The organism is Methanobrevibacter sp. TLL-48-HuF1 (genome assembly GCF_023617305.1).
Lineage (GTDB): Archaea > Methanobacteriota > Methanobacteria > Methanobacteriales > Methanobacteriaceae > Methanocatella > Methanocatella intestini.
The window spans coordinates 1,893,949-1,908,545 of record NZ_CP081485.1; the positions used below are offsets into that span (position 1 = coordinate 1,893,949).

Sequence of the window (14,597 nt, forward strand, 5' to 3'; positions counted from 1 at the left end):
AATAATAAAATCTTTATTTTTTAATTATAGTTACAATTCTATGGTAAAAAATTATTTTGGGAGGGGTAATTGCTCAAGTAAGATTAATATTTCATATTTTATTATTAATCAGTATTGTATTTCTTTAGGAACAGTTTTATATCAGTTAATAAAAATATAATATTTGTCAATTTATGTTGACGTAATAATTAATGGAGGATTAATTTTTGAGAAATAAACTCGCAATATTAACTTTATTGATATTATTTATTGTATCTATTTCTTGTGTTAGTGCTGAAGATAGTAATTCTGTCAGTGTTCTAAGTGATTCTAACTCTGATGTTTATGTTAGTCCAACAGGAAATGATAATAATGTAGGTGATGTTAATAATCCTTTTGCTACAATTAATAAAGCAATAGATTCTAATGTAAGTAACATACACTTATCTGAAGGAAAATTTATTGGTACTGGCAATAACGGTTTAACAATTGAAAACAAATCAATAACCATTATAGGAGCTGGCGCGGATAAAACTATAATAGATTTAAACAAAACTCAATTTATGGATATTAAGTCCACTAGTTCTGTAGTTTTAACTAATTTAACCATTATAAATGGTTATACAAAGTATGGTGGAGCTATTTACAACAATGGTAATTTAACTATTCAAAATTGTAACTTTAAAAATAACTCTGCTACTTCTGGTGGAGCTATTTACTCTGGGACCACTGCTAATTTAAACATTTATTCTTCTACCTTTGAAGATAATGTAGTTACAAATAATGGTGGTGCTGTTTTTTCTTATAGCTATGTAGGTATCTATGATTCTACTTTTTTAAGAAATAAAGGTACCGGTACATATTCAACTGGAGGTTCCATTTATATTAATGGAAATAGTAACAAATATTCTGTTTTAAATAGAAATATATTTAAAGATACATCTGTTGCAAGACAAGGTGGTGCACTTTATTTAAGTTATGTAAATGTTACTAATTGTATATTTGAAAATGCATCAACTACTGATACTGGGTCAAGTAATGGTGGTGGAGCTATTTATGGGTCTAGTTTTAACCTTAAAAACAATACTATGACTAATTGTGTATCTAAAAGTGGAAATGGAAACTACATATTTGCATTTTCTGGATTCAATGGAGTAGTCACAATCCTTGAAGGTAAAACTGCAGATGTAACTAGTTCTACTTTTACTCTTAATGCAACTGCAACTGATGATATGGGTCATCCAATTCATGGAGGTTCTTACACATTTTATCTAGATGATATTAGAATAGGTAGTGCAAGCTCTGTAAATGGATTTATAACTGGTACATTTTCTAAATTATTAGATGATGGTAAATATATTGTTACAGTTTCAGGTCCTTTAAATAACAATGCAATCGTTAAAACAACTACTGCAAATGTTAAAATTGACCGTGACTATGTAGATTATTATGTATCACCTAATGGTGATGACGATAACAATGATGGTTCAAAAGATAAACCATTTAAAACCATTAATAAAGCAATAACTGAAGCATTTGCTAAAAATATCTATGTAAACATCTACCTCTTAGAAGGAACTTATTCAGGTACTGGAAATGTTAATTTAGAGTTAACTAAATTATTAGGTTATCTTAATATAATTGGTGTAGATGGTAAAACAATAATTGATGGTAATGGTAAAGATTATGCATTTAACTTTGGCACTACACTAAATGTTAACATTAAAAATATTATATTCACTAATTTATACAGTAAAAAATATGCTGGTTTAATTAAAGGAGGTTCTGGTGATTTCACTGTAAATATTGATAATTGTACATTCGAAAAATGTAATGCAAAAACTTTAATTCAAATTAATGGTAAAGTAAATGATGTTATAATGAGGGAGAATGTTGTTTCTTCTAGTTTTATTACTAATGTTATTAGTATAAACAATCTTTTATTTGAAAATAACTCAGGTAATGGTCATATTAGTGCTGAAAAAGGAATATATAATTCTACATTTATAAATAACAAAATTACCGCTAAATCCACTAATGATTATGGAATAATATATGTTAGTGATGCTAATTTTGTATCTTCTAATAATGTTTTCGAAAACAACACTGTTAAAGGATTATACATTAATAGAGGAAGTGCTAATTTTACAAGTATAAATGATACTTTTGTAAATAATGATGGTGTATCTGGTGGTGCTGTTAAAGGTGGAGGAACATTTATCAATGCTAAATTCATAAATAACAAAGCTACCAAAGGTGGAGCTATTTATCATGATTCAAATGTTTTAACTTTAAAAGACTGTATTTTCGAAAATAACAAAGCAGATGACGGTGATGACATATATGGTTACATAGCTCCAAATGGTATAACTGGTGGTTTATGTTTAAATATGTCTAATACTTTAACTTTAGTATCTACTAATTCTTCTAGTATTAGGTCTGAATTAAAAGCTATTTTTGATTTAGATGGTCTTAAAGTAAGCGGATATAATATTAAATTTTATTTAAATGGTGTTTATAAAGGTTCTGCTCCATTAGTTAATGGTGTAGCTACTTTTGTTGCTGTTGCTAATGATGGAAAATACGAAATTTCAGCTTCTGGAGATTATATTAACAAGACTACTGTTGTTAAAGGTGTGTTAAATGTTGATGCTAATCCTGTGTCTGTTTTTGATGTTTATGTTTCTGGAACAGGTAGTGATGAATCTGGTGATGGTTCATTAGCTAAACCATTTGCAACCATTAAAAAAGCATTTGAATACGGAATGTCACAAAACACATTAAGCTTAACAATCCATATTATCGGTACTTTGAAAGGTGAAGGTAATGTTAATCTTGATTTAGCACCACTTATAGATTTAACTATTGTTGGTGAAAATAAAGAAACCTCAATTATCGATGCAGAAAAAAATAAATACATATTTGACTTTACCCCAGCATACGACAACGTTAAAGTTTACCTAAAAAACTTAACAATTAAAAACGGTGTAACTACTACATATCCTACTCAGGGTGGTGGTAAGACAGTTGATGTTGGTCTTGTTCGTATTGATGGTTATTATTTAAGTGTGGATGATTGTGTATTTAGAAATACTACTGGTCATGGAATTTCTGCAGATAAACTATTCTCAACTCTTATAGTTAACAATACAAAATTCATAGAATCCAGTGGTGGAGTTTATTCAGCTACTAAAGCATTAAATGTAATCGTAGCAAATACTGAGTTTATAAACTGTAATTTAGGTGTAAATAAGAATGGACGTACAGTTTATTTAACTGGTTTAATTGCAGTTAGCGATATTTTTATTTCATCCAGTTCTATTCCTAGGTATAATGTTACACAAGTATTATTGGATAATGTAACTTTTGATGGAAATTATAATGGTACTAAAACTGTAGGTTCTGCTCTTTATTTAGAGGGTACAAATGCTACTGTAATTAATTCTAAATTCATAAACCTAAAAGATATTTCAGCTATTCATGCATTTAGTAGTAGTGGATATAAATGTAATGTAACTATTATGGGTACTTACTTTGAAAACAATACAAGGGATATTGATTATGGTTATGGTCAAACTAATGATTATCGTCCAATATTCTGGTTAATTAACTCAACATTTATTAATAGTGGAGCATTTGCATGTCCTGATATGCGTTATAGAGATGCATGGTGGGTTGTTAATAATACTAAATTTATTAACATGACTAATCAAGTATTATTTAGAGGATCAATATCTTCCACACATAAAGATGATTCATTACCTGATGGTGTTAACAATATTATAACTATTATTAATTCATTATTCTTAAACAATGAAAGAGGTGTTCAGTTTATAGGAGGTAATGTTACTGGATCTAGTTTCTATAACACTGAAGTTACTGCTTCTGGAACTGCATACATAGTTTATTTGGATAATAATTTCTGGAATAGTTCTGAGCCTACTTATGTTTATAGTCCTTCTATTTCTTGTGGTAGTTGGATTGTTCCTGTTTTGGTTGGGGATAATGCTTCTGGTCCTGTTCAGGTTATTAGGCTTGTTTATATGGCTTTTAATGGAACTGATTATTCTTATTATGATGTTTCTAAAGTACCTATTTTGGATGTTAATGCTAGTTTAACAGTTTCTAATGGTGTAATTACTCCAAATAAAGGTGTTCTTAACTCTAATGGTTTAACTGCTAATTATACATATAATGGTGTTGGTAATCAGACTGTAACTGCAACTTTAAGTGATGGAAATATTTTAAAATTAAATGTAACTTTCTACAGAATTGATACATTTACAAATATGACTATTTCAAATAATGCTCCGCAAACTGGAGATTATATTACTGTTAATGTTGTTGTTCGTGATAAGAATGGCAAACTTTTAAATGGTAGTGTGAATGTTTATCTTAATAGTGTTTTAAAAGGAACTATCAGTTTAATAAATGGTATGGGTTCCTTTGATGTGTTAGCAGAAAAAACTGGTCCTTGTGAAATATTTGTTAATTATACTGGAGATTTAGATAATTCTTACTCAAGTAATATGACTATTGTTTCAGTTAAAAATACACAAATGAATGTTTCTGTTTCTGATTCAGATTCTGCAAGCAATGTTACTTTTACTGTGGACTTTGATCATGTAGCTAATGGTTTTGTATTTGTAACTATTGGTGGTGTAACTTACAATGCTACTGTTTCAGGTAAAGAAGCTAAAGTTATTGTACCTCCATTAGCTGTAGGCAAATATGATGCTATTGTTTCATATAATGGTGTTGTTAATAAAACTGTTGCAGTTAACATATCTCCTGATAGAAATCCAGTATTAAACATTTCAGATATTGTAATGATTTACAAAGACGGTACCAGAATGGTTGCTGTTTTAACTGATTATTTAGGTAATCCTATTGCTAATGCTATTGTATACTTTACTATCAATGGTAAAACTTACAATAAAACCACTGATGCTAACGGTACTGCTTCCATGGGATTAAACTTAGCGTCTAATGTGTACAAAGCTACTGTTTCATATAATGGTTCAGATAAGTATAATGCAGTTTCTAAAAACATTACTGTAACTATTAATCCGACTATTATAAGTAAAGATTTAGTTAAAATGTATCAGAACGCTACAAGATTCTATGCTAAGTTTACTGACAGCACTGGAAAAGCAATAGCTAATAAGGAAATCAGATTTAATATTAATGGTGTTTTCTATACTAAAAAGACTGATAAGGATGGTGTAGCTGATTTAGGCATTATGTTAAGACCTGGAAATTACATTTTAACTGCTTACAACCCTGTAACCGGCGAAGAAAAAGGATTTAACATAACCGTAAAATCATTAATCATGCAAAATGACTTAACCAAATATTACTTAAATGCTTCCAGATTTGAAGCAACTGTCTACAATAAAGACGGATCTTTAGCAGTAAACAAAGAAGTAACATTTAACATCAACGGTGTGTTCTATCACAAAAAAACAGATGAAAATGGTGTTGCAAGCTTGGGAATTGCTTTAAGACCTGGAGAATATACTATTACAACAATGTATGATGGTTTGGATATTGGAAACAAAGTCACTGTCATGCCAACTTTAGTAACAAAAGATCTCTCCATGAAGTACCTTGACGGTAGCAATTTCACTGCTTTAACTTTAGATGGTCAAGGTAAGCCATTAGCTAACCAAAACGTATCATTTAACGTAAACGGTGTTTTCTATCATAAAGTTACTAATAAAGACGGTATCGCAAGCTTAGGAATCAGATTAATGAGCGGCGAATACATTATAACTTCCTACTGGAATGACTTCCAAACAGGAAACACAATAAAAATCAGTCCTTAAAGAGAATTCATAATTCTCTTACTTTTTTTCTTTTTTACATGTAGATTTAACTTTATATATTTATTATTTTTTAACATAGCTATTAATTTAATAAAAATAACATTTAATTTTTCAACATGTTAACTAATATATCACTAATATTATGGTACTTATTTTTAATTATATTCAATGAAAATATTTATTAGTTTTACAGTTTAAAATTACAATTATGATTTTTAAAATTAGAACTAAAGGTCACAAAAATGTATCTTCCATGCACAGATCCACTTTTGAAATAACTAAAGATCCAGAAATTGGGCCTGCTGCAGACTGTATTGTTGGAGTGGCTATGGATAATTCCATGAATGATTTTTCAGATGAGTTTAAAGCTAAAATAGCCAATAAAAACACTAAAATAACTGTTATATTAGATACTGAAAACGGCTATGATGAGATTGTCGGCTTTGGTCATGAAGATTTGACTTTAACTCATCCGACAGATATTGTCTGCAGAACCAGTGATTATGTCTGTCCCCGTACTTTAATGGTAAATGCAGACAAAGCCTCCAGAGATCTTGATTTGGATTTAATTGAAGATTTGAAAAATGAAAAAGAAATGGAAGTTACAATTATTCTAGACTGATGTTTTTAAGCTGGTCTTTACTTGCACTTTCAGCTGCTTTAATATAAGCATCACAGACTTTATTTACTTCATCAAAAGCTACAACTTTTCCTTCATTAATCCATAATGCTTTATCACATATGTTTCTGATTTGTTGAATTGAGTGTGATACAAGTAAAACAGTAGTACCTGAGCCCATTAGTGATTTAAGTTTATCATTACTTTTTTTCTGGAATTTAACATCTCCGACAGACAGGATTTCATCAATAATTAAAATATCAGGATTTACAACAGTAGCTATTGAGAAACCAAGTTTTGCAAGCATTCCTGAGGAATAGTTTTTAACAGGAAAGTTAATAAACTCTTCAAGTTCTGAAAATTCAACAATTTCATTATATTTTGATTTTAAAAATTTTTCAGTATATCCTAAAATAGCACCATTTAGAAAGATGTTGTCTTTTCCTGAATAGTTATAATCAAAACCGGCACCTAAAGAAAGTAACGGTGCGATTATTCCGTTAGTAGTTACTTCTCCACTGTCACAGTCATAAACACCAGATACTATTTTAAGTAAAGTACTTTTTCCAGCACCGTTAAAACCGATTACTCCAACTTTTTCTCCCTGGTAGATTTTAAATGAAACATTATCAAGAGCTTTGAATTTTCTGCTTTTTTCTTTGTTTCTTTTAATAGTACGTATTACATATTCCTTTAAATTGTCAATTTTATCATTAGATATTTTAAAACTTAAAGAAACATTTTTAAGTTCAACTGCAACTTTTTCATGATAGTCTGGAATAAATTGTGAAACTAGATTATCAACATCCTGATGTTGTTTTGCAGTTTCTTTTTCTAATATATTATTATGAATTGGTTCTATGTAATCTGGAACTTCATTATTTTTTGATGGCTGCCAACCATTAGGGTGTAGAGATTTAGGCTGTTGCATATCATTTGGGATTCTGTTGTAATCATCTTGCAGGTCAAAGATAACTTCTTTTGGTTGTTTTCTCTGATTAAAATTTCTGTTTTGATTGTTGGAATCACTATTTATATTATTTTTAAATCTTAAATTCTTTTTCATAATAAACAACCTACAATTCTAATGTAATTTTCCTTTGGTATTTTGTAAATATTATAACTCCGGCAACTAATACAATAAGAGCAAATAAACTGGTATTAATAACACTCATGATATTTGGTAATGTATTATACATTATAATGTCTCTGAATTGATCAATTAGTAAATACACAGGATTAAGATATAAATATTGTCTTAATGCTTCTGGAATAATCTCTGCAGGATAAAATATAGCGGATGCATACATCAATAATATTGTAAATATGTTGTAAAGGTATTCAATATCTCTAAAGTATGTACATACGATTGATAATATTAATCCGATTCCCACTACCATAACAAAGAGTATTATCATAGGAATAATAGCTAATACTGACATTAAGGTTAAATGAAGGCCTGTTAAATACATTACGGCAACAAGTATTATTAATGAAATTATGAAATTGATAAACTCTGAACATATTCCTCCAAAAGCAAAGATGTATCTTGGAACGAATATTCTTTTTAAGATACCGCTGTTTCCTTTTATGGAATTCATAGCTATTTTTGTCCCGGCACTAAAAAAATCAAATAAACATCGACCTGCTAAAAAATAAACCGGATAATTTGCAATATTTCCAGAAAATATTGTTGAAAAAATTGCAGTTAATAAAAGCATAGTTAACAATGGGTTTATAAAACTCCATAAGATTCCAAGTATTGAATCTTTGTATTTAGCAGTGAAATTTTTTTTAATTAATTGTTTAAGTAGGAAATGCTCACTTGTATTTCTTTTAATCATTTCTTTAAACATAACTTCCACACAAAAATTTATAAATTAGTATCAATATACTAATATTTAATTTAAATATCATTTATAGGTTACTGAATCATGTCGAAAGTTAAAGTTTCTGTAATAGTTCCGGTTTTTAATGTTGGAGTTTATTTATCAACATCATTAGATAGTATTTTAAACCAGAGTTTAGAAGATATTGAAATTATTTGCATTAATGATGGGTCAACTGATGATTCTTTAAAAATTTTAGAAAATTATGCTAAAAAAGATAACCGAATTAAAATAATCTCTAAAGAAAATGAAGGACAGGGAACTGCACGTAATGTTGGATTGGACAATGCTTGCGGTGAATTTATATCTTTTGTTGATGCAGATGATTTTATAAAAAAAGACATGCTTGAGAAATTGTATAATAAATCAGTTAATGGAAATTTGGATTTGGTAATGTGTAAGGTTTCTTCTTTTGATAATGAAACACATGTAATTGATGATAATTTATGGTATTATTCTCTTAAATGTTTCAGCGGGTTTAAAAAAGAGGTATTTAATAATTTAGATACTAAAGAGTTCACTTCATTAATTTCAGTAACTCCTTACAACAAGTTATATCGAAGGTCTTTTGTTGAAAAAAATAATATCAGATTTCCGGAAAAATATATATTTGAAGATGAAGTCTTTTTTTACAATGTTTATCTTAAAGCTAAAAGGATTTCTTTAATTGATGAAAACTTATATTATTACAGAACAAACAGAAAAGGTTCAACAGTTTCTAAAGGTTTGGATAAAGATTATAGTGATATTATTCATATTTTCAGATTAATTTGTGACTTATTAGTTGAAACTAATTATATAAATGTCTATAAAAAACAGGTTTACAACAGATTCATCCATCTTATTTTATGGAGATTCAGCCAGACAGCTCCAAAATATAGAAAAAATTTCTTTAATCTGATGAAAAAAGAATTTAATGAAATATTAAATGAAAATTCAAAAGATTTTTCATTAAATGTTGATGAACTGGATTTTAAAATAAAATCAAGAACTTTAAAAGTATTGAATTCCAATAATCTTGAAGAATTTGAAAAATTGGATTCATATAAGCCATTTTCAGTTATAATGGCATCTTATAATAATGACAAATATCTTGAAGATGCAGTTGAATCTTTAACAGTTCAAAATTTTGGATTCGAACATAATGTGGAACTTATTATAGTTGATGATGGAAGTAATGATGATTCTTTAAAAATAGCTAAGAAATATCAGAAAAATTATCCTTATAATATTCAGGTAATCTCTAAAGAAAATGGCGGTCAGGCAAGTGCACGTAATTTAGGATTAGAATATGCTAAGGGAGATTATATAAACTTCCTTGACAGTGATGATAAACTGTCTCCAAGTACTTTTAAAGCAGTTTATGATTTTTTAGTGAAAAATCCTGCTGCAGATGTTATATCAATACCTATAACTTTTTTTGACAATCAGAAAGGAGCACATATTCTTAATTATAAATATAAAAACGAAAAAGTAGTTAATCTTTTAGATGAACCTGATTATCCGCAGCTTTCAGCTTCATCAGCTTTTATTAAAAGGGAAGCTATTGGTAATTTAAGATTTAATACAGGTATTGTTAATTCTGAAGATGCATTATTCATTAATAAAATTCTTATTGATAATCCGAAATTAGGTTTGGTTAAAAATGCCAATTACTTATATAGAAAACGCTTTGATGAGTCATCTACAATTGATAATTCTCAAAAAAAGAAAGGATTTTTTACAGACAGGTTAAAATATTACTTTAAGGAACTTATTGATTATTCAGTTAAAAAATATGGTAAAACTCCAAAGTTTATCCAGTATACTTTACTTTATGATCTTCAATGGATGGTAAAAGTTGAAGAAATTGAGAATATTTTAACTAAAGAAGAAATTAATGAATTTTGGGAAGTTTTCTTAGATGTCTTATCTTATATTGATGAAGATATTATTAAAAACTATAAAACTTTAGATAATAATGTTCGCGAGTTTTTATTAACTATCAAACAGTCTGATTTAACTGCCAAAACAATTAATGAATTGCAGCTTAATGACCGTTTAGGTATTCACAGATTTTACATTGATATAGTTAATATAAAAAATGGCTTTTTAAACATATCAGGTCTTTTAATGAGTAATTTTAATCCGGACAATATTGAAATAGTAGCTAAGTGTGAAAATAAGGAATTTATCTCTAAACGATTTGTTTATCCTACAAGGAAACCATTAAAATTTTTATCAGTTGGGTATAAATTTCCTTATGATTTTGATTTGGAAATTCCGGTAGATGAAATTAAAGACAAAAAATTAACTATAAATGTTTTAAGTGGAAATGAATCATTTAATCTTCCAATTACTTTTGAAAAGCATGCAAGATTATCAACTAGCAGCAATTACTTAATTAAAGACAATAATATTGTGGTTTTTAAAGATAATTCTTTTTATATAACATCATATTCATTTATTAAAATGTTAAAATTGGAGTATAAATGTTTAATGAAAATCTATAATGATAAAGGCCCGTATTATACTTCTGCATTGGCTTTTAGATTAATGTATCTTTTTTTATATCCATTTTTAAAAAATAAAAAAATCTGGTTATTTATGGATAGGCGAAATGAGGCTGATGATAATGCTGAACAATTATTTAAGTATGCACTATCCAGAAAAGATCATGTTAAAAAATATTTCACGGTTTCAAAGGATAGTAAAGATTATTCCAGATTAACAAACAAATATAAAAATGTTTTACCATTTTATTCACTAAAACAAAGATTAATCTATTTATTTGCAGATAAAATAATCTCTTCACATCCTGATGAAAACATTTTAAATCCTTTTTATGCCAAAAATGGAGATTTATACAGTGGACTGATTACATCAGAGAAATACTTCTTACAGCATGGAGTTACAAAAGATAATATTTCTAAATGGATTAGAAAATATGATAAGGATTTATCTTTAATTTTAACAGTTTCTCCTTTAGAAAGAAAGTCCTTTTTAGGTGAAGATTATAATTATTCTCCTGAAATTATTCAAACACTTGGATTTCCACGTTTTGATAATTTGGAAAATAATAATCTCAAAAAACAGATATTAATAATGCCTTCCTGGAGAGAATATTTGCAAAAAAGTGAATTTGCTCTTAAAAATTCCAAATACTTTAAAGGATTAAATGATTTATTAAATAATGAAGAGTTAATTGGTTATGCTAAAGATAAAGGTTATAAAATAATTTTTAAACCGCATCCAAATTTGGCAAATTTTATTCATTTGTTTGATTTAGATAAAAACATTATTGTGGATGATAAAAATACTTATCAGGAACTATTTAATGAGTCAAAATTACTTATAACTGATTATTCATCTGTTGCTTTTGATTTTTCATATCTTAAAAAGCCAGTTATATATTATCAATACTCAGATGACTATAACTTTGATTTATCCAAAAGCTATTTTGATTATAAAACAATGGGCTTTGGAGAAGTTATTAAAAAAGATGATGATTTAATAAAGTTAATTAAAGATTATTTGGATAATGATTGTGAAATGAAAGAAGTTTATAAAAAAAGAGTTGACGAGTTCTACAAATACAATGACCAAAATAACTCTAAAAGAGTTTATGACTGGATTTATGAAAATTAATTAACTAACAGGCCAGATTATGACAATTATGAATAATTTATTTGGAAATAAAAAAAAGTTGATTCAGGAAAATAAAGTTCTTAAACAAGAAATAGAAAATTTACATAAAGAGATTGATTCTCTTAACGATAAATATAACAATCTTAGTAAAATTAGAGCTAATGAACATACTGCAGCTAGCTTTTGTAATTGGTCTTATATAAATTATTATTTTAGAGATGATTTTGAGGAAAAATTCAAGAAAATGGTTGAAAATTTACCTAAAGAATCAAAAAACTACTTTAAATGGCTTTTTTTAAGAAGTTTAGCTATTAATTATAACAGAAGAGAAACTTTATTTTTTGATGATGAACTGGAAAAACAAAAACAGTGGACAGATTTTAAAATAAATAATGTATCTGAGGATAAAATAGGAAAATATAACTTTAAAGGCGGATATAATCTTCATGGATTTATAGATTTAAATTTAAGTAAAGAAGATAAGAATTTTCTTGAAAATAAAGATATAATTGATGCAGGAGCATTTACTGGAGATACTGCAATTCCATTATCTGAAGTTACTCATAAAAATGTTTTTGCTTTTGAACCATTTGAAGAGTCTTTTAAATTATTAAAAGAAAATGTTGAAATAAATAATATTTCAAATATAAAACCTGTAAACAAATCTTTAGGAAATATTAATGGTGAGCGAAGTTTATATTTAGCTAATGATAATTTTCAGGGGATTACATCTGATTCTAACTTAAGAAAATATACAGAAGAGCTAAAAGTTCAAGAGGTGACTGTTGATCAATTTGTCAAGGAAAATAACTTGGATGTTGGTTTGATTACTATTGATGTTGAAGGAGCGGAAAAGGATCTTTTAAATGGAGCTATTGAAACAATAAAAAGCCAAAAACCAATGCTGTTTATTAGTATGTATCATAGTGTTGAAGATTTCTTTGAAATAAAACCTTGGATTGAGAATTTAGATCTAGGTTATAAATTTGAGATTATTAAAGAACAGCCCTGGACATTTATTGCGGATACTATTTTAAAATGCAAAATAATTAATGATTGATTAACACTTTTAAAATCAGTATTGATTCGTGTTTATGTTATTAATAAGGAAAATATAAATAGTATAATTTATATAATTATTATTGTTAATAATTTGTTTATTAATTTAAAAGATTAGCATATTTAAATTATAATTCTAGAACTTGATGTTGAAATCATAAATTAGGTGATGATATTTATTTTAAATTAAACAATTTAATGTAACTGACATTTAATGAAATTAATTATGATAATGAACTTAGTAGCGTTTTAGATATTTATGAGATTAATAAATAATTTTGATTTTATTAATAAATGGTTAATAAAGGGGGGGTTTAATTGAAATTAGATTCTGATGATTTTACTAATGATGTGAATTCTATATTTGAGTTATATTTAAAAAAATGTACTATATTTGAGAAGTTTATAGAGTATTATTCGCATAAACAAAATGATTATATGGTAAATTTTAAGAAACTACATAAAGATGTTAATAATTTTAAGAAACACCAAATTTTGATTAATAATAATATTGAATTATCAATTCAAGAATCAATGAAACTTATAAAGGATAATAATAAGTTATTATTGAATTTAATTCAAAAGTTGGATGTGATTGATTATTTTGGTGTTTTTGCGGAGCATCAAAAAATTTCGGATAATGATTTTAATGGAAATGGTGATTCTCGTAGTTTTCAAAAAGAATTTAACAAGGTTTTATTAAGAGAGGATTTATATAAAAAATATTATGAGTATAAAAATTATTTTTTTAAAGGCTATGAAAATTTATTAAAGGAAGTTCTCGATACTGATTTTTTATTTGATTTATGTTATTTTAACAATATTGAATTTTTGGCTTACTCCCCATATGAAAATAGATTATTATTTGAAACCAAAGATGGTATAAAGTTATTAACGAATAATCATATCTGGACATTATATGAAGTTATAGGATTAAATTCATATATTTTTCCTCAATTATATCAGTTTGATGAATTTGTAGTTTTTGATGTGGGGATGAATAGAGGTTATTCCTCTTTAAAATTCGCTAATTTTGAGAACTGTTATAATGTTTTTGGTTTTGAGATTGATGATGAAACTCATAGGTTAGCTTTAGAAAATATTCATATTAATCCTACTTTACAAGACAAAATAACAACTTATAATTTCGGACTTTCTGATGAAGAGGGTAAAGTTGATTTATATTGTTTAGAGGGGTGTGATGGGGTTAATACTATGTTTCCTGACATACCCATTCAAAAAGAGATTAGTACTAAAGAAAATAATAAGTATATAAAAAAGGTTAATGTCAAAAAAGCTAGTAATGTTATTTCAGAGATTATTGATAATCATAATATTACATCCAATATTGTTTTGAAAATAGATACTGAAGGAGCAGAATATAAAATCATTAATGATTTAATTAAATCAAAATTAATAAATAAATTTGATTTAATTGTAGGTGAGGGACATTTTATAGATGGTGAAAATTTTGAGAGTGATTTATTAAAATTTGGATTTAAAAAGATTCTTGTTAATGAATCTCAATTTACATATGATTTTGCATATGTTAAAGAAAAATATTATAATAAATGGCCTTTGTTAGATCGTTAGGGG

7 protein-coding genes are annotated in these 14,597 nt (G+C 27.0%); 5 read left to right on the top strand and 2 right to left on the bottom strand.

Going from position 1 to position 14,597, the window contains the following annotated elements; genetic code table 11:
* Positions 1-206: 206 nt before the first annotated feature.
* The gene (locus K4897_RS08825) at positions 207-5,807 is read left to right on the top strand and encodes a right-handed parallel beta-helix repeat-containing protein (RefSeq protein WP_250416101.1); all 5,601 of its coding nucleotides are present in this window, start codon (positions 207-209) and stop codon (positions 5,805-5,807) included.
* Positions 5,808-6,015: 208 nt separating this feature from the next.
* On the top strand, positions 6,016-6,429 hold the full coding sequence (locus K4897_RS08830) for a DUF371 domain-containing protein (RefSeq protein ID WP_250416102.1): 414 nt from the start codon (positions 6,016-6,018) through the stop codon (positions 6,427-6,429).
* On the opposite strand, the gene K4897_RS08835 is transcribed toward K4897_RS08830, so the two are convergent.
* The gene (locus tag K4897_RS08835; RefSeq protein ID WP_019265768.1) at positions 6,416-7,492 is read right to left on the bottom strand and encodes an ABC transporter ATP-binding protein; all 1,077 of its coding nucleotides are present in this window, start codon (positions 7,490-7,492) and stop codon (positions 6,416-6,418) included. The genes K4897_RS08830 and K4897_RS08835 overlap by 14 nt on opposite strands.
* A gap of 10 nt (positions 7,493-7,502) precedes the next feature.
* Positions 7,503-8,282 (bottom strand): ABC transporter permease, encoded by a 780-nt coding sequence (locus K4897_RS08840; protein WP_011954617.1) that lies wholly within the window; start codon positions 8,280-8,282, stop codon positions 7,503-7,505.
* 78 nt (positions 8,283-8,360) lie between these two features.
* On the opposite strand from K4897_RS08840, the gene K4897_RS08845 reads away from it, so the two are divergent.
* The 3 genes from K4897_RS08845 (at position 8,361) to K4897_RS08855 (ending at position 14,594) form a co-directional block, all read left to right on the top strand.
* Positions 8,361-11,942, top strand: coding sequence for a glycosyltransferase (locus tag K4897_RS08845; RefSeq protein ID WP_250416104.1), 3,582 nt, complete (start codon positions 8,361-8,363; stop codon positions 11,940-11,942).
* A gap of 19 nt (positions 11,943-11,961) precedes the next feature.
* Positions 11,962-13,002, top strand: coding sequence for an FkbM family methyltransferase (locus K4897_RS08850; protein WP_019267059.1), 1,041 nt, complete (start codon positions 11,962-11,964; stop codon positions 13,000-13,002).
* A 317-nt stretch (positions 13,003-13,319) separates the two neighbouring features.
* Positions 13,320-14,594: an FkbM family methyltransferase gene (locus K4897_RS08855; protein ID WP_019267060.1), complete on the top strand. Its 1,275-nt coding sequence runs from the start codon at positions 13,320-13,322 to the stop codon at positions 14,592-14,594.
* The last annotated feature ends 3 nt before the right edge of the window (positions 14,595-14,597 follow it).